General features: G+C 43.2%; 20 protein-coding genes and 2 tRNA genes. 15 read left to right on the forward strand and 7 right to left on the reverse strand.

The window, feature by feature from the left end; all coding sequences use genetic code 11:
- Window positions 1-35 precede the first annotated feature (35 nt).
- Complete coding sequence (locus tag QL886_RS10680; RefSeq protein ID WP_101204947.1) at window positions 36-560, forward strand: TPM domain-containing protein; 525 nt, start codon at window positions 36-38, stop codon at window positions 558-560.
- A gap of 204 nt (window positions 561-764) precedes the next feature.
- Complete coding sequence (locus QL886_RS10685) at window positions 765-1,763, forward strand: adenosine deaminase (protein ID WP_290178708.1); 999 nt, start codon at window positions 765-767, stop codon at window positions 1,761-1,763.
- A 103-nt stretch (window positions 1,764-1,866) separates the two neighbouring features.
- Here QL886_RS10685 and QL886_RS10690 read toward each other — a convergent pair whose 3' ends face one another.
- Window positions 1,867-2,667, reverse strand: coding sequence for an NAD-dependent deacylase (locus QL886_RS10690; RefSeq protein ID WP_290178709.1), 801 nt, complete (start codon window positions 2,665-2,667; stop codon window positions 1,867-1,869).
- A 35-nt stretch (window positions 2,668-2,702) separates the two neighbouring features.
- Between QL886_RS10690 and QL886_RS10695 the strand changes: the two genes are divergently transcribed.
- A complete protein-coding gene (locus QL886_RS10695) occupies window positions 2,703-3,065 on the forward strand; it encodes a hypothetical protein (RefSeq protein WP_290178710.1) in 363 nt (120 codons plus the stop codon).
- Window positions 3,066-3,201: 136 nt separating this feature from the next.
- Here the strand turns inward: QL886_RS10695 and QL886_RS10700 are convergent.
- Window positions 3,202-3,278: transfer RNA gene (locus tag QL886_RS10700), tRNA-Arg, on the reverse strand.
- A 352-nt stretch (window positions 3,279-3,630) separates the two neighbouring features.
- Between QL886_RS10700 and QL886_RS10705 the strand changes: the two genes are divergently transcribed.
- The 4 genes from QL886_RS10705 (at window position 3,631) to queF (ending at window position 7,320) form a co-directional block, all read left to right on the forward strand.
- Window positions 3,631-4,287: a c-type cytochrome gene (locus QL886_RS10705; RefSeq protein WP_290178711.1), complete on the forward strand. Its 657-nt coding sequence runs from the start codon at window positions 3,631-3,633 to the stop codon at window positions 4,285-4,287.
- A gap of 317 nt (window positions 4,288-4,604) precedes the next feature.
- Complete coding sequence (locus tag QL886_RS10710) at window positions 4,605-5,567, forward strand: ABC transporter ATP-binding protein (protein ID WP_057758608.1); 963 nt, start codon at window positions 4,605-4,607, stop codon at window positions 5,565-5,567.
- 29 nt (window positions 5,568-5,596) lie between these two features.
- Window positions 5,597-6,370: an ABC transporter permease gene (locus QL886_RS10715; protein WP_057762348.1), complete on the forward strand. Its 774-nt coding sequence runs from the start codon at window positions 5,597-5,599 to the stop codon at window positions 6,368-6,370.
- A 65-nt stretch (window positions 6,371-6,435) separates the two neighbouring features.
- Window positions 6,436-7,320, forward strand: coding sequence for an NADPH-dependent 7-cyano-7-deazaguanine reductase QueF (queF, locus tag QL886_RS10720; protein WP_290178712.1), 885 nt, complete (start codon window positions 6,436-6,438; stop codon window positions 7,318-7,320).
- A gap of 123 nt (window positions 7,321-7,443) precedes the next feature.
- Here queF and QL886_RS10725 read toward each other — a convergent pair whose 3' ends face one another.
- Window positions 7,444-9,162, reverse strand: a complete 1,719-nt coding sequence (locus tag QL886_RS10725) for a proline--tRNA ligase (RefSeq protein WP_102093514.1) — start codon at window positions 9,160-9,162, stop codon at window positions 7,444-7,446.
- 593 nt (window positions 9,163-9,755) lie between these two features.
- On the opposite strand from QL886_RS10725, the gene QL886_RS10730 reads away from it, so the two are divergent.
- Window positions 9,756-10,496 (forward strand): DUF4230 domain-containing protein, encoded by a 741-nt coding sequence (locus QL886_RS10730; RefSeq protein ID WP_290178714.1) that lies wholly within the window; start codon window positions 9,756-9,758, stop codon window positions 10,494-10,496.
- A gap of 22 nt (window positions 10,497-10,518) precedes the next feature.
- Here QL886_RS10730 and QL886_RS10735 read toward each other — a convergent pair whose 3' ends face one another.
- Window positions 10,519-12,183: a deoxyribodipyrimidine photo-lyase gene (locus tag QL886_RS10735; protein ID WP_290178715.1), complete on the reverse strand. Its 1,665-nt coding sequence runs from the start codon at window positions 12,181-12,183 to the stop codon at window positions 10,519-10,521.
- Between the two features lie 201 nt (window positions 12,184-12,384).
- Here QL886_RS10735 and QL886_RS10740 point away from each other — a divergent pair, with 201 nt between their 5' ends.
- The 7 genes from QL886_RS10740 (at window position 12,385) to QL886_RS10770 (ending at window position 20,619) form a co-directional block, all read left to right on the forward strand.
- Window positions 12,385-13,056, forward strand: a complete 672-nt coding sequence (locus QL886_RS10740) for a phosphoribosylanthranilate isomerase (protein WP_290178716.1) — start codon at window positions 12,385-12,387, stop codon at window positions 13,054-13,056.
- Between the two features lie 160 nt (window positions 13,057-13,216).
- Window positions 13,217-14,491 (forward strand): tryptophan synthase subunit beta, encoded by a 1,275-nt coding sequence (trpB, locus tag QL886_RS10745; protein WP_057758619.1) that lies wholly within the window; start codon window positions 13,217-13,219, stop codon window positions 14,489-14,491.
- A 142-nt stretch (window positions 14,492-14,633) separates the two neighbouring features.
- Window positions 14,634-15,458 carry a tryptophan synthase subunit alpha gene (gene trpA, locus QL886_RS10750; protein WP_290178717.1) on the forward strand — a complete coding sequence of 275 codons (825 nt, stop codon included), beginning with the start codon at window positions 14,634-14,636 and terminating at the stop codon, window positions 15,456-15,458.
- Window positions 15,459-15,855: 397 nt separating this feature from the next.
- A complete protein-coding gene (gene accD / locus QL886_RS10755; protein WP_205962091.1) occupies window positions 15,856-16,803 on the forward strand; it encodes an acetyl-CoA carboxylase, carboxyltransferase subunit beta in 948 nt (315 codons plus the stop codon).
- 199 nt (window positions 16,804-17,002) lie between these two features.
- Window positions 17,003-18,361, forward strand: coding sequence for a bifunctional tetrahydrofolate synthase/dihydrofolate synthase (gene folC / locus QL886_RS10760; protein ID WP_290178718.1), 1,359 nt, complete (start codon window positions 17,003-17,005; stop codon window positions 18,359-18,361).
- Window positions 18,362-18,619: 258 nt separating this feature from the next.
- A complete protein-coding gene (locus QL886_RS10765; RefSeq protein WP_290178719.1) occupies window positions 18,620-19,825 on the forward strand; it encodes a LysM peptidoglycan-binding domain-containing protein in 1,206 nt (401 codons plus the stop codon).
- Between the two features lie 251 nt (window positions 19,826-20,076).
- Window positions 20,077-20,619: a DUF2726 domain-containing protein gene (locus tag QL886_RS10770; RefSeq protein WP_057758628.1), complete on the forward strand. Its 543-nt coding sequence runs from the start codon at window positions 20,077-20,079 to the stop codon at window positions 20,617-20,619.
- A gap of 81 nt (window positions 20,620-20,700) precedes the next feature.
- On the opposite strand, the gene QL886_RS10775 is transcribed toward QL886_RS10770, so the two are convergent.
- From QL886_RS10775 to QL886_RS10785, 3 genes are all read right to left on the reverse strand, one after another.
- The gene (locus tag QL886_RS10775; protein WP_290178720.1) at window positions 20,701-21,678 is read right to left on the reverse strand and encodes a DUF1853 family protein; all 978 of its coding nucleotides are present in this window, start codon (window positions 21,676-21,678) and stop codon (window positions 20,701-20,703) included.
- 382 nt (window positions 21,679-22,060) lie between these two features.
- Complete coding sequence (locus QL886_RS10780) at window positions 22,061-23,011, reverse strand: hypothetical protein (RefSeq protein WP_290178721.1); 951 nt, start codon at window positions 23,009-23,011, stop codon at window positions 22,061-22,063.
- A gap of 141 nt (window positions 23,012-23,152) precedes the next feature.
- A tRNA-Pro gene (locus tag QL886_RS10785) sits at window positions 23,153-23,229 on the reverse strand.
- Between the last annotated feature and the right edge of the window lie 19 nt (window positions 23,230-23,248).

Genomic DNA, 23,248 nt, shown 5'->3' on the forward strand with positions numbered 1-23,248 from the left:
ACCATCGAAAACGACGTACTTGAGGAAATAATATAATGGTAGAAGACAACGCTTCAAACCCCAGTTTTGCCCGCTGGTGGCGTCAAGTTTTGTTCGTCCCTTTATTACATAGTAAGTGGCTAACAACAGAATCTAAGGCGCGTTTAACAGATGCTGTGACACGAGCCGAGCGTGGGCATCGTGGTGAGGTGTTTTTGATTGTAGAAAATCATTTGCCTATCCAAGAAGCCTATCGCATGAACTGCCGTGAGCGTGCGATTGATTTGTTTAGCGAATATCGCGTCTGGGACACGGAAGAAAATACGGGTGTCTTAATCTATGTCAATGTATGCGAGCGAAAACTAGAGATTGTCGCAGACCGAGGTATCAGTGCCCATGTGAGTCCAACGGTATGGAATGCAATGTGCGAAAAGGCAGTATCTGGTATTGCTACCCAAAAGACAGAAGAGAGCTTGGCTGAACTGCTAGACGAAGTGGGGCAAGTGTTACGTCAATACTATCATTTAGAGCATGATCCAGAAGGTAATGAGCTGTCTGATACAGTGGTATTTTTAAAGTAGTTTGCACCTTACACGGTTTTATTAAGAAGGTTGCTTTTATAAGTAGCTTATCTATACGGTCAAAGGGTTTTGTTTTAGGCGATATGCTTTTAGTGTTAAAATAATTTTTCTGAGACAAATAACGCCTCATATATGTATGGTTTGATTATCCTACTGTGCAATATCTACTAGGGCTCGTCTCGATAACACCATTATTGGAATACTATGATTGAATTAATAAAGAAACTACCGAAAGCTGAACTTCATCTACATATTGAAGGTTCGCTAGAGCCTGAGCTGATGTTTAGATTGGCCAAGAAGAACAATGTAGAGATACCTTATAAAGATATCGAAGATGTACGCAGTGCCTATAACTTCACCAACCTACAGACCTTTTTAGATATCTACTATGCGGGTGCAAACGTCCTGCTCACCAAAGATGATTTTTATGATTTGACATGGGAATATATTCTTAAATGTGTTGAAGATAATGTCATCCATACAGAGATATTCTTTGATCCGCAGACGCATACCGAACGCGGCGTGCCTTTTGAAGCGGTCATCACAGGTATCAAAGAAGCGCTCGCCGATGCCAAAGCAAAATACGGTATCACGTCATGCATCATCATGTGTTTCTTGCGTCATCTATCGCAAGAAGAAGCGTTTGAAACGTTAGAGCAAGCACTAGAGTATAAAGATGACATCATCGGTGTTGGCCTTGATTCATCAGAATTGGGCAACCCACCATCGAAATTTAAAGAAGTTTTCCAAAAAGCCAAAGAAGAAGGCTTTAAATTGGTCGCTCACGCAGGCGAAGAAGCAGACTTTTCGTACATCTACGAAGCATTAGATTTATTGAATATCAATAGAATCGATCATGGTGTGCAGTCTATAAAAAGCCCAGAGTTGATGCAAAGACTTAAAGATGAGCAAATGCCACTGACGGTTTGCCCGAACTCAAATATCGAGCTAAAAGTCTTTGAGACTTATAAAGAGCACAATATTAAAGAGCTTTTAGATTATGGTCTGAATATTAGTGTTAACTCAGACGACCCTGCGTATTTCAAAGGGTATGTGAATCAAAACTTTGTCAATCTATATGAAAATTTACCGATTACGGAAGACGATGTTATTACCTTAGTAAAAAACTCATTTAAATCGGCATTTATCAGTGATGAATTAAAAGAAGCTTACTTGGCGAGAGTTGATCTGGCATTAAAATAAGCTATAACGAGCTTGTTTTTAATAGCAAAGGCTTAACGGTTTATATAAATCGTTAAGCCTTTTTTATTGTCTGTCATGCAGCAATGTTTATAAGTAGTAGCGTTTATAAAGTAGTAATCTCTGCTATAAGCAGTGGTAGTATTACTCCAGCCTTTTCTGCTAATGTGATATCGACGATGGTATTTGGTGTTGGATCAGGGTTTATCTCAATAACTTGCGCGCCATTCTGTTTGGCTGATTGTGCCAATCCAGCAGCAGGATAAACCAAGCTTGAGGTACCGATACTGATAAACACCTCGCAATTAGCCGCAGCTTCTTCGGCAGTCTGCCATGCCTGTACAGGTAGAGCTTCGCCAAACCAAACAATATCTGGTCTGATGTAACCATCGCAATGCGGACAGCTAAGCAGTGATTCATCAAAGCTCATGGTGCCTCGATTATCGTACGATGCTCTCGATTGATCTTGATAAGGTATCTCACACTGACCACAGCGGTTACGCCAAAGATGACCATGCAGGTGAGTCACCGCGCTACCAGCTTGCTCGTGCAAATCATCGACATTTTGGGTGATAAGTGTCACCTGCTGCTCGGAGGTTTGCGCATGATATTGCCACTGAGCCAACGCATGATGGGCTGGATTTGGCGCTTTGTCTGCGACCATTTGCCGACGCCATTGATACCATGACCACACCAACTTTGGATCACGAGTAAACGCCTCAGGGGTTGCCAAGTCTTCGACACCGTAGTTTTCCCACAGTCCTGTTTGCTTATCTCGAAACGTTGGGATGCCGCTTTCTGCTGAAATGCCAGCCCCAGTCAAAACGCAAATACGCTGTTTCGATGACAACAGTTGTGCTGCAAGTTTTACTTCTGCTATTAACGCTGGTGATAATTCTGCTAACATGAGCCAACCCTTGCTAATAATGGATATTTTTACTTATGATAGACGGAATTTGGTGGCTTGTCATATTGTTCGCTGTCATCGCAGCTTTATGGCTCGTGGCAAAATCGCGAGGTGCAAAAGCAGGCGAAAAGCATAGCGGTGCAAAACCAAAAAATGCAACACCGAATGATGCGCTGCAAAAAACATCAGCGATATTAAAGCAGAATTTTTCTGATTATCGAGTCACACGTAAGGCAAATCATTTACTCGTTAGCAAACAAGACAAAAAAATTGCAATGATTACGATTGATAAAAAGATTGCTGAAGGTCAGCGCCGTTTGGGTGATGTGCCCGTGATTAATTATCACCGTATACCTAGCCGTGCTCAGCTAACAGCTAATTTACAGGACGCAGAGTGAGTTTTATATAGGTGAGAGCACTAGAAGTATATAAGCACAGAAAAACCGCAAACATTTTGATATGGAGGTTTGATTAGTATAGGAATTTTAAGGTAGTACTAAGGGAAGGGTAGAGCGAGGTTATAAACAATATGATTGGTGCGCTCGGCGGGAATCGAACCCACGACCCTCGGCTTCGGAGACCGATACTCTATCCAACTGAGCTACGAGCGCATACGATAACGATATGTCTGACTGTCACGCTTAGATGCGCATGATAATTAGCATAAGGTGTCTAGAAATAAAGACCGCTTAGTCTAACAAATAAAAAGCATAAAGCCAATAAATGACAGTCGCGATTGAGGTTTTTTAAGAAAAAACAGCCAAGTCATTAAACAAGCATGGCAATTTACCTGCCTTTTCCCTTATAATGTTGGGGAGAATTCATATTTATAATCACCGATTGCAAGTGCGCTGGCACGCGGGATGGCTGTCTGCTATTGAAGACTTAGAGGTCGTCAAAGGAGGACAGACAGAATGTCCGAGCCGTGCTAGTCCTTGTATACGTAATAAGAGAACGTGACGAATGAGAAAAGTAGTTATGTTATCGGCAGCTGCCATTCTAGGAATCGCTAGTATCGCGGTGAGCCAAGCTGAAGATGTTGTAGACACTCCCGTAACTGCGTCAGACGTAGCAGAAGGCCAAGAGGTCGTAGACGCTGCTCCTGAAACGCTAGGTGACGATACCCAAGCTGCTGCAGATACGACAGATGGTGCTGCGCCTACTGACGAAGCCGCTCCAGCAGAAGGCGAAGAAACTGCAGCAACAGCGCCTGCCGCTGATGAAGAGCCAATTCCACAAGATACGCCGCAAGTACAGAAGCTAATTGCTTTGTATCCTAATCTGATTGCGCGTATCCAGCCTGTTGCCAATATCTGTTTTGAAGACGGTGAAGCTTGTGATGTAACGGCACGCTCATCTGGCCCAGCTGCTGGCGACGGTCCTCGTGACGGTAAAGCGGTATATAATGCTGTATGTCATACTTGTCATACTGCAGGCTTGCTAGGCTCTCCTATCTTTGGTGATGCTGGCGCTTGGGGCCCACGTATCGCAAAAGGTAAAGATACGCTATATACCCATGCTATTAATGGTTTCAATGCGATGCCTGCCAAAGGTGGCGCTGATATTCCTGATGAAGAAGTTCAAAATGCCGTAGATTATATGGTCGCAGAAGCAAGCTAATCTTTGTTGATTACCTTCCAAGCTTTTACGATAGTTATCTATAAAGCGCCTATTTCAGTGATGAGATAGGCGCTTTTTCATGATGAGTATTATTAATATGGTACTTCGAATATAAGGCAGTTGAAATTCGTCATGAGTAGCCTCATTTTATGAGATTAGTTCGTTTATTACCGTACATTGTCACCTTTAGATAGTAGAGTGTGTTGAACATTCTTATACGGCTTTTGCCTATATGATAATGATAGTCGAATGTTCAACACGGCCTATTATTCTAAAATCGCATTTTATACAAATTGATAACAAATAAAGAGGTCTTCATGTCTGATGCACCAGCACTCTCCATAAAAAACCTATCCAAGACCTACGACAATGGGTTTTCGGCATTAAAAGGGGTTGATTTAACGGTACCACAAGGTGGATTCTTTGCGTTACTTGGGCCAAATGGCGCAGGTAAATCTACCATGATTGGTATTATTAGCTCATTGTTTAAACCAACCACCGGTAGCGTTCATATTTTCGGCACAGACCTATTAGAGAACCCTTCGATTGCCAAGCAATATCTTGGCGTTGTACCGCAAGAATTTAACTTTAATATGTTTGAAAAAGTCGAAGATATCCTGATTACGCAAGCGGGTTATTTTGGTATTCCTGCAAAAGAAGCCAAACCACGCGCAAAGAGACTATTAACCGCGCTAGGACTATGGGATAAACGCGACAGTAAATCACGTGAGCTATCTGGTGGTATGAAACGCCGCTTGATGATTGCCCGTGCTTTGATTCATAAACCAAAGCTATTGATTCTTGATGAGCCAACTGCTGGTGTTGATATCGAGCTTCGCCGTTCAATGTGGGAATTCATGCAGCAGATTAATATCGAAGAAAACACCACTATTATTCTGACGACTCATTATCTCGAAGAAGCTGAGCAATTATGTAAACGCATTGCGATCTTGGATCACGGCGAGATTCGAATCAATACAGAAATGAAAGAGCTACTGGCGCAGTTGTCGGTAGAGACGTTTGTATTTGATTTGGATACGCCGCTCACTGAGCAATTGGCTCTGACAGGAGTCACAGGGGTCTCGCAACCAGATGAGCAAACGTTAGAAGTTACCTTGACAGAAGGTGAGTCACTAAACGGTGTCTTTGATCAGTTGTCTGAGAAAGGTATCAGTGTGGCAAGTATGCGCAATAAAGCCAACCGACTAGAAGAGTTATTTATGCGCTTGGTAGACAAAAACATTCAAAGTGCAGATAGCATGAAGGAGGCGGGATTATGAGTCAGGAACTAATCGATCATAATAAAACCATGTCATTGAGTAAGAAGTGGATTGCGTTTCGTACTATTTGGTTCAAAGAAGTGCGCCGTATTTTACGTATTTGGCCGCAGACGTTGCTACCACCAGTTATCACGATGAGTCTGTATTTTGTCATTTTTGGTAAGATGATTGGCTCGCGTGTGGGTGAGATGGGCGGTGTGCCATACATGCAGTTCATTGTGCCTGGTTTGATCATGATGTCGATCATTACCAACAGTTACTCTAACGTCGTCTCAAGCTTCTTTAGTGCTAAGTTCACGTCTAGTATCGAAGAGCTTTTGGTCTCACCCGTATCCAAGCATGCTATTTTGATGGGTTATATCAGTGGTGGTATCTTCCGTGGACTGGCTATCGGTGTGATTGTATCGATAGTGGCGCTGTTCTTTACCGATCTTGGTATTGAGCATTTATTTGTGACTGTATTTACGGTACTTGGCACGTCTATCTTGTTTTCATTAGGCGGTTTTATCAATGCGGTATTTGCACGCTCATTTGATGATATCTCTATCATCCCAAGCTTTGTATTGACGCCATTGACCTATCTTGGCGGTGTGTTTTATTCGATGGAGAATTTATCGCCATTTTGGCAAAATATCTCGCTATTGAACCCTATCGTTTATATGGTCAACTCATTCCGTTACGGTATTCTTGGCTATTCTGATGTCAATGTTTGGTATTCGATGGCGGCTATTTTTGTGTTCTGTGCGATATTCTATACCATCGCCTATCGCTTGCTAAGTAACGGTTCACGTGTACGTTTGTAGTGTGTATTATTCGCTAAGCATATTATTTAGAGCAAATTTAAAACGGTTTAATATTAGGAAGACAGATGAGTATTCACGGTATCTTGGGTGAGCAAACTACAGACTATCCAACTGAGTATAGCCCAGAGACGCTATATCCGATTGCGCGCAGCATGGGACGTGATGCGATTGGTTGGCAAGACGACAAGCTAGCCGTTGGTGTCGATTGGTGGCAGGCTTTTGAGATATCTTGGTTAAATCCGCAAGGTATCTCGCAAGTGGCTATCGCACGCTTTAGTATCCCTGCTAGCTCACCGTTTATCGTAGAATCAAAATCGCTTAAGCTATATTTGAATAGTATTAACTTTACCGAGTTCGCCAGTTGGAACGATGTACAAGCGTTGATTGCGAAAGACTTGTCAGCTTGTTTGCAAGCAGACGTACAGGTAGCATTATTTGGTTTGAATGATGATCTAGATGGTAACGAAACAGCGTTATTGATCGCTCAGCCTGAGGGTGTTTGTATTGATGAGGCACTAGCAGATAGCACGGATAAAGTTGCATTAACGGAACATCCTGATGCGTCATTGCTAAGTACTAACGAATTAGAGGCTAGCGACGAAAGCGTGGCAAGTGATGGTACGCAGCCGTATACCTTTTATTCCAATCTACTGCGTAGTAACTGCCCAGTGACCAATCAACCAGATTGGGGTACGTTGGCCGTATCAATTACTACTGATAAGCCTTTTAATAATGCAAATATGCTGCGTTATATATTGAGCTTCCGTCAGCACAATGGTTTCCATGAGCAGTGTGTCGAGCAGATATTTGCTGATTTAAGCCAATACTATCAGCCAAGTGAGCTAATGGTACGGGCATGGTATACGCGCCGCGGTGGTATCGATATCAATCCATGCCGTGTCAGTGATATACGTTTATTGCCTAAGCCAAGCCGTTTGATCCGCCAGTAAGTTCTTGCTAAAAATACGATGTTCATAAAAATACAATGTTAAATAGTTTTTAAGCTCATAAAAAAGCGCTTATCTCACATGGTGAGATAGGCGCTTTTTGTTATATAGTCTTTAATTACAAGACTATTTACCGCTTACTTTTGCCATGACTTCTTCACGGCTTAGCATTTGCTTTTCGGCTTCACGGCGATTGACGTACTCATACTTGTCTTCAGCCAAGTTACGATCAGAAACGACGATACGATGCGGTATACCAATCAACTCAAGATCAGCAAACTTAACGCCTGGGCGCTCGTTACGATCGTCCAGTAGTACGTTGATGCCTTGAGCTTTTAACTCTTCATACAGAGCGGTTGCCGTCTGCATGACCGTCTCTTCTTTAGACTTCATCGGGATGATAGCGACTTCAAAAGGAGCGATTGAATCATCAACCGTTGGCGTTTTTGGCCACATGATGCCGTTTTCATCATTGTTCTGCTCGATAGCAGCGGCAATGATACGGCTAACACCAATACCATAACAGCCCATCATCAAGGTGACAGGTTTGCCATCTTCACCAGAAACCGTACAGTTCATCGCTTGTGAGTATTTATCACCCAACTGGAAGATATGACCGACTTCGATACCACGTTTGATTTTTAGGCTGCCTTTACCATCAGGAGACGGGTCGCCTTCTTGTACATTGCGCACATCAACGATGCGAGTAATACGAGTATCACGCGCCCAGTTCATACCGATAGTATGTTTGTTCACTTCGTTTGCACCGCAGACAAAATCTGAAAGCGCCGCTGCTGAACGATCAACAAATACAGGCATATCTAAATTAACGCCGATATAGCCTTTATGCAGACCTGCTGCTTTTAGCTCTTCGTCAGATGCTAATGTCAATGGTACGTTGGCTTCTTCGATTTTCTCAGCTTTAATAGTGTTGAGCTGATGATCGCCGCGCAACACGATAGCAATCAGTTGTGGCTCATCATTCTCGGTATGACCATGAACGATCAAGGTTTTAACCGTCGTTTCTAACGGGATATCCAAGTGTTCAGCAACCATTTTACAGCTGGTCATGCCTTCAGTTAGAACGTCTTCACGCTCCATTTTTGGCGGTTGACGCTCAGCAGTGCTGACAGATTCTGCTAGCTCTACGTTGGCTGCATAGTCAGATGAGTCCGAAAACGCAATATCGTCCTCGCCGCTATCTGCCAATACATGGAACTCATGTGAGGCAAAACCACCGATAGAGCCTGTATCTGCTTGTACCGCACGGAAATCTAAGCCCAAGCGGGTAAAGATGCGTGTATAAGCGTCATACATGTCATGGTAAGTCTTGGCCAATGAGGCTTGATCCACATGGAAAGAGTAAGCATCTTTCATGGTGAATTCACGTGCGCGCATCACACCGAAGCGTGGACGAATCTCATCACGGAATTTACCTTGAATCTGAAAGAACGTAATCGGTAGTTGTTTATAACTACGTAGCTCACCTTGTGCTAGATTGGTGATGACTTCTTCGTGCGTTGGACCAAGTACAAAGTCGCGATCATGACGGTCTTTGAAGCGCAATAACTCAGGACCATAATCATCAAAACGTCCGGTCGTCTGCCAAAGTTCAGCAGGCTGAGTCATCGGCATTAGCACTTCTTGTGCACCAACGTTTTGCATCTCTTCACGAACAATGCGTTCGACCTTTTGCAAGACGCGCAGACCCATAGGCAACCAAATATACAATCCAGAAGCAATCTTGCGGATAAGACCAGCACGCACCATCAATTGGCTTGAGGCAATGTCGGCGTCACTTGGGGTTTCTTTTAGTGTGGCAAATAAAAATTGACTGGCTTTCATAAATAAAGCGTAACCTTATCAACGATAAAAAAATAAGAAATAGTAGGATGTTGAGCGTATGGCTAATCGTTTCATTGCCGCCGCAAGCTTACCTTTATCACTTAGCAATAATCTAGGGTATTTCCTAGTTACCAACCTGCTTATATACAAAGCACATCAGTAAAAACCACTCTCATAAAAGAGAGGCAAATTTGATTTGATGTATCAATATGCCAAAAATGCAATATATTCAGGTCAAAACCCTGATAAATGCTTTAAGACTGACATTTTATTCATACAATCTGACTATGTTAGGTAAAGTTCGCCTAAGACGCAATGACTTTTTGTCTTTTCAGACCGAACGTGACGCAAAGGCTTCAATAAGGGATAAATAATTGAACTATTCATATGATTTTATAGCGAAAGTACTGCTTATTTTGGCGACAGTTTATTGAGGTGGTTGCGTAGAGGTTTATGGATAAAGTTATGTAGAGGAATGGTAGCCATTACTTGAAGTTACTGCACAATAGTCGCATTTATAGACTAAGCATCTGTTCCATTTTTACAACGCTCTTAGCCTTACCAAACGATGCAATATTATAAAGGTAGCTTCTATGGATAATCCTGATATGAATAACGCTAAAGCCACTCAAAAGCCTGAGAAACGTCCTATTGCGACAATGTCGTGGGTGATATTACTCATTGGCTTAGTAGCGATTGTCTTTGCTATTTATAGCGCGCAAAACAAACCAGAAGAAGCGCCGATAGAAACTATTACTCGCGAAGGGGTGGTTACGCAAATTCAGCAGTTAAATCGCTTACATACCGTCGCATTTAGTGTCGATACAGTGATTACGAGCGAGCGACCTGGGAGCTGGATGAAACTGTGGCAGGATGAGCAAAAGGCATTGTTTATCGCTCATGGTCGCGTAGAAGCAGGCGTTGATTTGAGTGCACTGACACCTGAGATGGTACAAGTAGTGCAACCTGCTCAAGCTAATGAGGATGAAGAGCAAGTAGCTGAGCCCAGCTCTCCAGCTGCCACTATGCCACAAATCAATATTACTTTGCCGCCCATAGAGATATTTTCAGTATATCTAGATGATATTGAGATTTATGACTGGCAGACAGGAGCTTTTGGCATGATGCAAGTCGATCCTAAGATATTGGCACAAGCACAGACCATGGCAAAAAAAGAAGTGTTAGAGCGTGCCTGCCGAGGAGATGTCATGAATATGGCGCTGCAAAATGCCCAAACCCAATTGCAGCAGCTGTTTGCACTCACAGGAGCGGTAGTGACGGTTACCACTCAGGGCGCGGGCGCGTGTCAGTTGCCAGTCACTACCAATGGCTAGTCTGCCAGTTATTTTTTTAAACTTAAGCTTCTTTTTTAAATTCGGCAATAGCTAGCTTGCGTGCCGATTTATGCTCGACCATTGGCGCAGGATAGTCGACATCGGCAAACTTACCACCTTTTGCCAATTCTTTACGCATCTTGTCTTCGTTGTGCAAGATACTGTTAGGAATATCTTTTAACTCTGGTAGCCAAGTTTTAATAAACAGAGCTTTAGAATCGTGCGTATTGGCTTGGCTAAAGGGGTTCATAATACGGAAGTAGGGCGCTGAGTCCGTACCTGTCGACGCGCTCCATTGCCAACCGCCGTTATTGGACGCAAAATCCCCATCTATTAGTTGTTGCATAAAGTAACGCTCACCCAAGCGCCAATCAATCAATAAATCCTTCGTCAAAAACATCGCGGTGACCATTCGCAGGCGATTATGCATAAAACCTGTCGCATTCAGGCAACGCATTGCTGCATCTACGAGCGGTACGCCTGTCTTACCAGTGCACCATGTCATAAAATCATCATTGTCATATGACCAATTAACCTTATTGTCGGTATCTTCTTTATAAGCCTTATGACGAATCAGATTTGGTTTTTCGACCAGTACATGGCGATAAAAGTCTCGCCACGCAAGCTCACTTATCCAGCGATTGATGTCTTCATTATCACCATCATTGCCGTGTAGCTTTTCTTGTGCTTTGCTCGCCTGTAGATAGCAGAGTCTAGGACTGATAGAGCCTATGGTGAGGTAAGCTGATAGCTGGCTGGTGGCATGTAGGTGCGGTACATCACGGCTCACATCATAATCATTGATATCATCATCGACGAATGCCTCTAGACGCTGGCAAGCGGCAGACTCACCTGCAGGATAGGCGTCTCTTGCTTGGTCAAGCTGAGCTGTCATATCGATATGTTGCAATGACTCGTTGTTCTCTAATGTCTGCTGATAGTCACTGAGCATTTTCTCACTTAGTGCTTCGATATCGTCGATTGTATTGGCAAACGTTTGCGATGATGGTAGTTTGATTTTATAATCGCTATCCACTGCGGATGCTTCATGCATTTGGATGGTGCTGACGTCCAACGTATGTCGCCATTTTTTATAAAATGGGGTGAAGACCTTATACATACTATCGCCATCATTGGTCGTAATGCTTTGCGGTGGCAAAATGCATTGGTCATGCCAGCGGACAAACTCGATATCGCCTTTTGCAAGTTGTTTGCTTAATTGTTCATCACGATCAATCTCATTGCCTTCGTACTCGTGATTAGCCATGACGCAGCTGATTTCATTGTCATTGCATAAAGTCGTGAGCGCTTCTATACAGTCAGTAAAGCTTGGACAGTGTTGTACTGTTAAGGTGATGTTCAGTTTTGATTGCAATTCCTTTGCTAGAATAGGTAGCGTGCGAGCAATATGATCGACTTGTACAAGGGACGTATCGTGTGCTTTCCACTGCTCAGGCGTCAAAAAGAATACGGCAGACACTGAAGCGTTGTCTTCCTTTGCACGTTCACAAAGCGCTGCTAAAGCGGTATTGTCATGAATGCGTAGGTCACGACGAAACCACATCAAGTAATGCGGTGGATTTTTGCTAGTAGCATTGTCGGTAGTATCAGTATCAGTATCAGTATCAGTATCAGTATCAGTATCAGTATCAGTATCAGTAGCGGCTGTCTGTGCAGTCTTAGACATCAAAGTATCCCTATATTAATCAATCGCAATCATAAACAAAACTAAGGATAAAAGTATGCTAGGATAAGTTTTTGGATGCAATGGCTTTGCTGTTTGGTTAACAAAACCTCATCACATCTAACGATTTATCTTTGGCTTGAACCTATCTGATGCCGCTATAATTGGTGTCATATTTAGTACCATGAAACGCAAGGTCACAAAATGCACGTTAAGTTTTGCGGGTTTACTCAGCTTAGTGATATACAGACTGCGGCACAGTTAGGTGCAGATGCAGTGGGTTTGGTGTTTTATCCACCAAGTCCACGTGCGGTCACGATAGAGCAGGCGCAAACCCTGAGTGCTGCCGTACCTGCTTTTGTCAGCGTGGTGGCATTGGTAGTCAATATGCCCAAAGATGAGCTAATCAAATTAGCAAACAACGTCTCTTTTGATATTATCCAATTCCATGGTGATGAAACACCTGAGCAATGCCAACAGCTGGCAGGTATGGTCAATAAACGCTGGATCAAAGCATTGCGTATCAATACAGAGCAAGACAGTCTCGATAGTGTTCGCGTCCAAATTAATCAATTTGCGACCGCAGGTGCCAGTAGTATTTTATTGGATGCTTATCATCAGCATAAGTATGGCGGTACAGGCGCACGTTTTGACTGGAGTCTCATTCCACATGACAGCGCACTGCCGATCGTTTTGGCTGGTGGACTCGATGCTGACAATGTTGCCGCGACATTAGATTTACCTATTTATGGCGTCGATGTGAGCGGTGGTATTGAGGTTGATAAAGGTAAAAAAGATGCTGCCAAAATGCGTGCCTTTATGAAAGCGGTCAAGCGCGATCGATGGCAAAACGCTACGGTCACTGGCGCCATCTAAGTAGGTTTGTATCAAGCTATTCGCTATACGTAATCTGCTTAGTTGATCGTTATTCCGATTTTTCTGCTTAAATCTTATTAGATTGTTATCCCTTTTATTATTTTCTCTCTATTTATCTAAAGTTATCTAAAAAATACCACTTATTACAGTAGGAATTATCATGAGTCATGTCGAGAACAAAGATTTATCTGCTACCGCACAATCTGTAAATACTTTTACCAACCCTGAAAATGTACAGGACTTTAACCAGTATCCTGATGCGCGCGGTCACTTTGGTGTACATGGGGGGCGTTTTGTCTCTGAGACGCTAATGGCTGCTCTAGAAGAGCTAGAAACGCTTTATACCAAAGTAAAAGCAGACCCAGCATTCTGGGAAGAGTATCACAACGATTTGGTCAATTATGTCGGTCGTCCAACGCCGCTGTATCATGCTAAGCGTTTGAGCGATGAGATTGGCGGTGCGCAAATTTACTTCAAACGTGAAGATCTAAACCATACAGGCGCGCATAAAGTAAATAACACCATTGGTCAGGCACTGCTTGCCAAAATGTGTGGCAAAAAACGTATCATCGCTGAGACTGGTGCAGGACAGCATGGCGTCGCGACGGCAACGATTGCGGCACGCTTAGGGCTAGAGTGTATCGTCTATATGGGTGCTGACGATGTCGAGCGTCAAAAAATGAACGTCTATCGTATGCGCTTGCTTGGCGCAACAGTTGTGCCAGTCACTTCTGGCTCACGCACGCTCAAAGACGCCATGAACGAAGCCATGCGTGACTGGGTGACCAATGTCGATAGCACCTATTACATTATCGGTACTGTGGCAGGCCCGCATCCTTATCCGCTATTGGTTCGTGATTTCCAAGCGATTATCGGTAAAGAAGCACGCATTCAGCATCTAGAAAAAACAGGCAAAATGCCTGATGCATTGGTTGCGTGTGTCGGTGGCGGCTCGAACGCGATTGGTTTGTTCTTTGACTTCCTAAACGATACTGAAGTTAAAATGTATGGTGTTGAAGCAACAGGTGATGGTATCGAGTCAGGTCGTCATTCAGCACCATTGGCTGCTGGTCGTATCGGTGTACTGCATGGTAACCGTACTTACCTAATGGCAGATGATGATGGCCAGATTCAAGAGACGCATTCTATCTCAGCGGGTCTTGATTATCCTGGTGTCGGCCCAGAGCATAGCTTCCTAAAAGATATGAAGCGTGTTGAGTATGTCGGCTGTACTGACAAAGAAGCGTTGGAAGGCTTCCATGAAGCAACTCGCAAGGAAGGCATCATCCCTGCGCTTGAGACTGCTCATGCCGTCGCTTATGCATTGAAACTGGCTAAAACCATGACGCCTGACCAAACGATCATCGTTAATATGTCAGGTCGCGGTGACAAGGATCTGCATTCAGTGATGAAAGCAGAAGGGATTGAGTTGTAGTAACGAGTATCTTTATAAGTTATCAAATTTATAAGTTACTAGATTTTTCTTTATAAGAAAAATTGTTTGACCTTTTATTGTTCAATATGGATTATTAAACGAAAGGTCAAACAAGCCAGTTTATAACAATTAAGAGACCACTATGACCAGAATTGAAAGTACCTTTGAAACCTTAAAATCACAAAATAAAAAAGCCTTGATTCCTTATGTCATGGCAGGCGATCCTAATCCGACCACTACGGTAGGTCTGTTGCACGACTTAGTGAAACACGGCGCTGATATGATCGAAGTCGGCTTACCATTCTCTGACCCAATGGCCGATGGTCCAACTGTGGCATTGGCTGGCGAGCGTGCATTAGCAGCAGGTACAAGTACTCGTGATGCGCTAAAAATGGTCGCAGAGTTCCGTCAAACAGATACGCAAACGCCAATTATTCTGATGGGTTATCTAAATCCTGTTGAAATCATCGGCTATGACAACTTTGTGGCGCTATGTGAGCAGTCAGGCGTTGATGGTTTATTGATGGTAGATTTACCGCCAGCAGAGGCGGGCAGCTTCACTCAGCATTTGACCGATCATTCGATGAATGAGATTTTCTTGCTATCGCCAACAACTTTGCCTGAGCGCCGTGAGCAAGTATTGACTCATTGTGGCGGCTATATTTATTATGTATCACTAAAAGGCGTGACTGGTTCAGCCACACTAGATACTGATGACGTTGCCACGCAAGTTAAAGCGATCAAAGCAGAAACAGACCTGCCAGTATGCGTCGGCTTTGGTATCCGTGATGGTGCTTCTGCAAAAGCGATTGGTACCCATGCGGATGGCGTTATCGTCGGTAGTGCCTTGGTACAGAATTTTGCCGATATTGATGCTAATGATACCGCGGCGGTTGCAAACGCGCAGCAGAACATCATGGCAAAAATGGATGAGCTACGCGAAGCGTTAGACAGCTTAAGCGCCTAATAGCTATTGCTTTCATATTGTTGTTACTTGAAGAGATAGTTATTTGAAGAAGTAGTTATTTGAAACGGCAAAGTCAAATTGCAGCTATTGTTTACCTAAGACTTTACGTAAATGCTTTACGTGAAGACAATACTAAATGACTTTGCTAAAATTAGTTTACGAGTGTAAACTAACATCACTATTATATGGTGTCTGATAGCAGTGGTTTATTCGTCATTTTGATTGGCGAATACATTATCTATCAACAAGCGCATAATCAAATTACCGACATACGAGATTTATTTATCAGTATGTCGCATGACTGCTCATGTTATGACGGTATTAGACGCTTTGTTTAGACAACCATTAAACTCTCAATGACAAGCGAATGAGCAAACTTGTCAATAAGCCTTTTATGATGGCAAATAATATGACTGATACAATAACAAAACCCGATAACAATACTGCTAAAGCCGTGCCAAACAGCAATACGGATAGGCAGTCATGGTTTAACCGTCCTATTCCAGGCATCAAACAGCATTTGACTGCGCCACTGTCTGCGGTAGAGACTGAACCGTCAACTAAGTGTAGTAATTGTCATTCAATGATTACCAACACAGCGCTGATTTTTAACTGCTATGTGTGCCCACACTGTGATCATCATTTACCGATGAGTGCTCGTGAGCGTTTGAACTGGTTACTTGATCAAGTAGACGGCGAGACAGGACAAGAGTTTACGGCAAAAGATCCATTGAGCTTTGTGGATAGTAAGCCATATCCTGCGCGTATGAGTGAAGCACAAGAAAAAACAGGTGAGTCTGAGGCGTTGGTTGCTATGTATGGCAAACTGCGTAACCTTGATATCGTCGCCTGTGCTTTTGACTTCCGCTTTATGGGCGGGTCAATGGGTTCAGTCGTTGGTGATCGTTTCGTCCAAGCAGCTGAAAAAGCGCTAGAGCAAAAAGTACCTTTGGTTTGCTTTGCCGCTTCTGGTGGTGCACGTATGCAAGAAGGCCTGCTATCGTTGATGCAAATGGCACGCACGGCAGCAGCGATTGAGCGTCTAAGAATCGCTGGGATTCCTTACATTGTGGTATTGACCAATCCTGTGTACGGCGGCGTAACTGCATCACTGGCGATGCTGGGTGATATTCATCTAGCAGAACCAAAAGCGATGATCGGTTTCGCTGGTAAGCGTGTAATTGAGCAGACTGTACGTGAGACGTTAGAAGAGCCATTCCAGCGCGCTGAGTTCTTATTAGAGCATGGTGTAGTAGATGAAGTGGTACATCGCCATCAGCTAATCGATACGATCTATCGTCTACTTGCAAAACTATGCCGCGTACCAAATGTAGATGCTCAGTAAAATGAGATACTCAATAAGGTAGGTGACTCAGTGTAATGAATCATTTATTGAGTGCATAATGACTTAGCTGCGTGCTAACATCTACTGCATATGCAAGACCCCTAATAGCATTTATCGTCATTGCACGGTAAGTGCTATTTTTGGTTTTAGCTAACACATATATTTTTATCTCTTATTAAATTTTATATAGGTTTTATCCATGTCTGACCTTCGCAGCCCCAATGCCCATAGTCCTAATGAAAGTGCTAGCCTAACTGAATGGCTCGATTATATGCAGCAGATTCATGTGTCTGCAATTGATATGGGATTGTCACGTGTATTGCCTGTCGCAGAAGCGTTAGGCGTAGTGCAGTCAGCCAAAGATGACGCTTATGTATTTACTGTGGCAGGTACCAATGGCAAAGGCTCTACAACTGCTGTCATCGCCGAAATGTGTAAATCCGCAGGTTATAAGACGGCACTATATCAGTCGCCACATCTTAGCGTTTTCAACGAGCGTGTACGTATCAATGGCGAGATGGTCAGCGATCAGACGCTGATTAAGGCTTTTAGCAAAGTAGAGGCAGCACGCTTACAGTGCGAGTTGACGTTGTCGTTCTTTGAGATGACCACACTAGCAGCGCTATTGATATTCGCTGAGGCAGATTGTGACGTGTGGGTATTAGAAGTAGGATTGGGTGGACGGCTAGATGTGGTCAATATTATTGATCCTGACATGGCGGTCATTACCAATATCGGTATCGATCACGTTGACTGGTTGGGTGACAATGTCGAGGATATTGGTCGCGAAAAAGCAGGTATCTTGCGCAACGGCATTCCTCTGATTTATGGTGCTACTGAGATGCCAGCTAGCGTGCAACAGGCTATCGTTACTCAGCAGGCAACTTGTTATCAGATTGGACAAGATTTTAGCTACCGCGATATTAATTCAACGACTTGGCAATACAGTAACGCGGCGGTTACCTTGCAGTTACCACGTCCTGCGCTATCGTTGACTAACACCGCCAATGCCTTATCAGCAGTATTAGCAAGCCCATTGGATATCGATATCAATGCCATTAAGCAAGCGCTACAAACTGTCAAACTGGCAGGTCGGTTCGATTATCGTGAGAGCCATAGCCGCCATTGGTTGTTTGATGTGGCGCATAATGAGCAAGGCGTTGAGTTCTTACTAGCGCAGCTATTACCATTTTGGCAGCAGCATGTAGCCAAGCAAAGTAATCAAGATAGCTTAGCGAATATCCCTACACCAAAGATAAAAATGCTATTTTCTATGTTAGGTGATAAAGATATTGATAAGGTTATGCAGCGCTTAACCCAAGCAGGCTTACCGATTAGTGATTGGTTTATCGCTGAGATTGATTACCCTCGTGCTGCGACTACTGAGCAGCTACAAGATGTTTTGGTTAAATATATCGATAGCACCAATATATATGAGTTCGATGGTTTGCATACAGCGACCCATGCAGTGATAGAGGCGAGCCAACCGCAAGACCTTATCGTCGTATGCGGTTCGTTTCATACGATTGGGGAAGCATTAAGTGCCCTTAGCGTATGATAATTTAAGTTAAAGTAGTACCTGTTTAATGTTAATCTTAGTCATAGCCTGATAGCAGACAGCATGAAAAATATGCTTTATAATCAAAATGATTTGCCAGACCAGTAGAAGATGGTCGGCACAAATTTTGAACCCTGATGGCATTAACTGACAGTAACTGGCGGTAAGAGATCATGATTAAAGCGATTGGATATACTGCTTTGAGATAGTCGCTGCGCCGCTCAATCAACCTTATTACCAACTAAGAGACGTAAACGGATGAACTTTTCGAGACAAGCCTTATTGGGCATTGGGATGATTATCGGCGGTAGCGTGATGCTATACGCCATGGTGCAACAGATTGGCGATAGCGATCAACCAGAGCCGATGTCAGCGATGGTTGACAAACTAAGCTCGGAGCAAGAGTCTCCGCAGCCGCTTACGACTGATATCGAAACAGAAAAACGTATCCTTGCGCAAAAGCAAAAAGAACGTGCAGCCCGCGTTGCAGAGCAAGAAAAACGTGCAAAAGAGTTTTTGACAGAGCAGGAAGTTGCAGAAGCAGAAGCGTTGGCTAAGGCACGTGCTGAGAGCCAGCAATATGTCGATAATAGTGCGCCAGCTACTGATGAAACCAGCAGTACCGAGTCTACAAAAGACGTTACTGCAGATCTGACCGTTCAGCCTCGTACTGAGAGTCAGTCTACTACTGATACTACAAAGTCTAGCGAAGCCGAGAAGCAAAAAGCGGCTCAAGAGCAACAAGAAGCCCAAAGGCAAGCGGCTATCAAAGAGCAAGCGGCCGCTAAAAAACTTGCCGAGAGTAAAAAACAAGCGGAGGCAGAGAAACTAGCCGAAGCAAAAAAGCAGGCGGAAGCCCAAGCAGCGGCTGAGAGAAAAAGAGAAGCAGCTGAAGCGGCTAAAAACGAGCCACCAAAATCGCCTTCTGAATACCAAATCAAGAAAGGCGATGGACTTATCAAACTGGCAAGACAATACAATATGCCTGTAGAAGTATTGGCTCAAGCCAACAACCTATCTCCATCAGCAGCACTACAACTGGGTCAAAGCATTACCATCCCATCGAGCAAACAGGTACAGCGTTTAGAGCGTGAAGCGGCGGCAGCCGAACAAGCGCGTGAGAAGAAGCGCCAACAAGAAGAAGCGCTGGCTAAGAAATCTGCCGATGCAAAACGTGAAGCGCAACAAAAACTGAGTGAAGCGCGTAAAGAAGTCAAAGAAACAGACGCTAAAGGTAGCTTTGGGGTGCAAGTAGCTCTAGCAAATGACCAAGCCAAAGCGGATGAGTTAGCGAAAAAGTTCCGAGCAGCAGGTTATCAAGTCAAGACCAGTGCAACTAGCCGCGGTGTCCGTGTCGTGGTTGGGCCTGAACGCGGCAAAGTCGCAGCATTGGCACTAAAAGATAAAATCAATAGTGACCCTAAAGTAAATACAACCAGTGCTTGGGTGCTTTATTGGCGTTAAGCTAGAGCTTTTCTAGCGGTCTCGATTCGGCTTTTATCTACTTTATATAAAAACACGACAAATACTGTCGTGTTTTTTGTTTTATAGATTGCTGATTGGCGCCGCCTTAGTTAAGATGAGCGCCATTTTTATAATCCGTTGTTGTATAACCTGTCAGCCTATATAGGTTGCCTTGTCGTGGTCGGCGCATTATTAATTGCTATCAATAATGACAATTAGCCCATCACTCTCATATTGTATAAGGTAGAACCATGTCGTTTGGTGTTATATTTTTGATATTGGCCGTTGGCTTTTTGGGGCTGATTACGTTACCGAAGCTGCTACCAACACTACTGACGAAGCGCCCTGTCGTTGAGCCAGACCCAAAACCTGTGCGCGGCGATGAGTTGGCTATTTGGCCATTTGCGCCGATGCCAATCATGACCGATACGGAAGTGATATTTTTTAATAAGTTAAAAAATGCGCTGCCGGAGTATCACATATTTGTTCAAGTACAGCTGTCACGGATCATTGAGGCTAATAGTAGTGAGACATCAGAGCGTAGCTTTTGGTTCAATCGTATCTGCCGTCAGAGCGTTGACTATGTGATCGTGGATGTCGATGCTCAGACCACATTGGTGGCTATCGAGCTTGATGACTGGACGCATAGCAGCAAAGCGCGCCAAAAAGCGGATGATAAAAAAGATAAGGCGCTTGCCAGTGCAGGTATTGCGATGGTGCGCTTCCACGCTGAGCGTATGCCGAGTGCCGATATGCTTAGATATGAGCTAATGCAAGTGATTGAGAGTTATTAAGCATTCTGTGAAAGCTGTCTGATTGTTAAGACCAGAATATTATCTAAGCAGTTTCATTTTAAAACTTTAGGTTAGCTAAATTTATTCATCGAGTTGGTCTGACTGCCTTGGATAAATAACGATTGGTCGATTGCCTTCAAAATATAAACCTGTCTTAGGTAGTTCGCTATCTGACCAAACTATCGGCTGCTGGCGACTATCATAAGCATTTCGCTCATCATAAAAGTCGCGCTTGGTGAACCACTCAATATAATGCGCGGCTCGCAAATCTGTAGTGTCAATCGTTGCAAGACTTGCCATGTCTCTTTTATCACACCACTCATGTATTGGAAAACTCGGCGTTAGCCAATATGGCCAGTCATAATCACCGCAACCAGTTGTGTTAATCGGTAGAAAGAATCGGCCTTTGATCACGCCATAACGCTTATCGATTTTTACCTGTCCATGATTTTCCGTATCTACCCACACCGCTCGAAACTGCTTGGTTTGCATGTGTGTCATCTTGCGCTGTAGATTATCATTAGAATTAATCCCAACCCAGTTTACAGGCTCAAAAGGTGCTGACCCCATAAAAAACTTAATCGCTAGCTCCCAATGTTCAACCAGCTGTTCTGCATGGTTATATAAAATCAAATCAAGCTCACCAGTCGTCTGCTTGCCATTATAGAGCTGCACGTTGCTAGCCAGTGTCTCATACGGATGCAGCTTGCGCGCAAATCCATCCTCTAACCAAAATGACAGTAAGCCCTCAAAATGAAAACCCAGACGATTGGGGCTAGGGCGTTTGAGTAAATAGCGAGTCAGCTCTTGATAGGCGGCAGTGGTGTCTAGCTCTGTTAATCGCTGCTCATACGCCTCAAACTGCGCCTGCCAAAATTGCGCGCTATGCACGGCAACCGTATGTGTATTCTGATGTGGCGCAAAGTCTAGCCACTGCGTCAAAACATTGGGACATGCCAGTACATAAGCCAAATCACGCACATAAGGTCGGCGGTAACGTTCCCAAGGTGCGCTATCTATGAGGTGATTAAATGTGGGCTGATTGACAGGCTCGATCATAGAGTAAACCAGTGTAAAGATGTAGCATTTACCCTAACGGCTCGCTCTATAAAAGTCTATAGATGACAAGTATCCGCTAGGGTAGTACTAAGCTTTTTGGCGCTAAAATATGATATTAATGTGATAAATATGAATGCTGATATCAGGCGGTGATAGCAGGTAGGGTAATAGAATACTGAGTATTGTCCTGATTATTAGTAATAACCATTTTGATGGATTTCTGGGTGCGTTATGCGGTGGCTGCTGCTTTGAATTGAGAAGGTTGTAATTTTGCTGGGTCATTGTCTAGCTCCATAATTTACCGTAACTCGATTGCTACGGCTGGTATGGAAGTATTTTATGAGGTGAAGTTAGTGAATAAATTAAGGTTGATTAGTTAAAGTTAAAGTTCATCTTTCAGCTTATTTTTAATAATGTGAGAATACTCTTTAATGGCGTTGCTTATTTTAGCTGTATTACCTTTTAGTCCAAACATATCATCATCAATAACTTGTAGTTCTTGTTGTGCAAGGTTAACGATAGCTTCATTTATCTGTGTCGCATTAGGTCTATTACCTACTTGGAATACATTGGATTTTTGAGCAAGTAAAATCGCTAACATTGCTATCAATTTTTTATCTTGGCTTCTACTACTAACTTCTTCATTTATAGTTTTTGTTAGCGCTTCTTTTTGTGGTATCTCATTAGGCATTGATGCTATAAGATCTATAGCCTTGTTTAATGTCTCTAATGACAGCTTAGGTTGTGGGACATCTTTATCACGCTCTTTAGCTAAATTTATTTTTTTCTGTTGTAAAGTAATAGGATGCCAACCCGTACCGCTAGAAATCCCCTCAGGCTTTACCGTAGCATCAATACCATCACAGCTATAAGTATGATAAATATAATCACTTGCTTGATCAAAATTGAGATTCAAGCCTTTTATGTAATCTAACTCGTAAAGCTCTGCTTTATTTAGGTAGAAGTTGGAATAAACTAATTTATAGTAATCTTCGTTTATAAAGCTATCTTTCCAATGACTACTATCTATACCGTCTTCTTTGTCTCTAATGAAACATACATACGCATGGTAAGCATGGTAACCATCAAAGGTAATCTGTTCAAAAAATCTTTCTATGTTTTTATCAGCTCCAGATTTTATCTTCCCTTTAAAGACTCTGTAGTGCCGATCAATTTCATAAGATGTAATATCCTTTGAAAAGGCGTTGTAAAGTAACCATGAAGCAACGTCGCTAACTGTTTCTTTTTGAGTGAAGGCAACGTAGAAAAGAAAATCTTTTATGGATACATATTCTTTGTAGAAGTCTGTTTTAGGTTTATCCATTAAACTCATAATTTATATTCCTACATCTTTAGATTGAACGAGTCTAGCTCACTTTCTATTTAGTACACCACAAACTAACTAAACAAATTTAGCACAAAAAAAAGCCAACCATTGAAAACAATGATTGGCTTTTCTCTTTACTGCCATGTTTGGTCGGAACGGCAGGATTTGAACCTGCGACCACTACACCCCCAGTGTAGTGCGCTACCAGACTGCGCTACGCCCCGAGTGACTGACTATTTTACG

Source organism: Psychrobacter sp. APC 3281, assembly GCF_030407815.1.
GTDB lineage: Bacteria > Pseudomonadota > Gammaproteobacteria > Pseudomonadales > Moraxellaceae > Psychrobacter.

Excerpts from the sequence above, each read along its gene's own strand:
- QL886_RS10680 (WP_101204947.1), top strand. The coding sequence starts at position 36 with ATGGTAGAAGACAACGCTTCAAACCCCAGTTTTGCCCGCTGGTGGCGT.
- QL886_RS10685 (WP_290178708.1), top strand. The coding sequence starts at position 765 with ATGATTGAATTAATAAAGAAACTACCGAAAGCTGAACTTCATCTACAT.
- QL886_RS10690 (WP_290178709.1), bottom strand. The coding sequence starts at position 2,667 with ATGTTAGCAGAATTATCACCAGCGTTAATAGCAGAAGTAAAACTTGCA.
- QL886_RS10695 (WP_290178710.1), top strand. The coding sequence starts at position 2,703 with ATGATAGACGGAATTTGGTGGCTTGTCATATTGTTCGCTGTCATCGCA.
- QL886_RS10705 (WP_290178711.1), top strand. The coding sequence starts at position 3,631 with ATGAGAAAAGTAGTTATGTTATCGGCAGCTGCCATTCTAGGAATCGCT.
- QL886_RS10710 (WP_057758608.1), top strand. The coding sequence starts at position 4,605 with ATGTCTGATGCACCAGCACTCTCCATAAAAAACCTATCCAAGACCTAC.
- QL886_RS10715 (WP_057762348.1), top strand. The coding sequence starts at position 5,597 with ATGTCATTGAGTAAGAAGTGGATTGCGTTTCGTACTATTTGGTTCAAA.
- queF (WP_290178712.1), top strand. The coding sequence starts at position 6,436 with ATGAGTATTCACGGTATCTTGGGTGAGCAAACTACAGACTATCCAACT.
- QL886_RS10725 (WP_102093514.1), bottom strand. The coding sequence starts at position 9,162 with ATGAAAGCCAGTCAATTTTTATTTGCCACACTAAAAGAAACCCCAAGT.
- QL886_RS10730 (WP_290178714.1), top strand. The coding sequence starts at position 9,756 with ATGGATAATCCTGATATGAATAACGCTAAAGCCACTCAAAAGCCTGAG.
- QL886_RS10735 (WP_290178715.1), bottom strand. The coding sequence starts at position 12,183 with ATGTCTAAGACTGCACAGACAGCCGCTACTGATACTGATACTGATACT.
- QL886_RS10740 (WP_290178716.1), top strand. The coding sequence starts at position 12,385 with ATGCACGTTAAGTTTTGCGGGTTTACTCAGCTTAGTGATATACAGACT.
- trpB (WP_057758619.1), top strand. The coding sequence starts at position 13,217 with ATGAGTCATGTCGAGAACAAAGATTTATCTGCTACCGCACAATCTGTA.
- trpA (WP_290178717.1), top strand. The coding sequence starts at position 14,634 with ATGACCAGAATTGAAAGTACCTTTGAAACCTTAAAATCACAAAATAAA.
- accD (WP_205962091.1), top strand. The coding sequence starts at position 15,856 with ATGGCAAATAATATGACTGATACAATAACAAAACCCGATAACAATACT.
- folC (WP_290178718.1), top strand. The coding sequence starts at position 17,003 with ATGTCTGACCTTCGCAGCCCCAATGCCCATAGTCCTAATGAAAGTGCT.
- QL886_RS10765 (WP_290178719.1), top strand. The coding sequence starts at position 18,620 with ATGAACTTTTCGAGACAAGCCTTATTGGGCATTGGGATGATTATCGGC.
- QL886_RS10770 (WP_057758628.1), top strand. The coding sequence starts at position 20,077 with ATGTCGTTTGGTGTTATATTTTTGATATTGGCCGTTGGCTTTTTGGGG.
- QL886_RS10775 (WP_290178720.1), bottom strand. The coding sequence starts at position 21,678 with ATGATCGAGCCTGTCAATCAGCCCACATTTAATCACCTCATAGATAGC.
- QL886_RS10780 (WP_290178721.1), bottom strand. The coding sequence starts at position 23,011 with ATGAGTTTAATGGATAAACCTAAAACAGACTTCTACAAAGAATATGTA.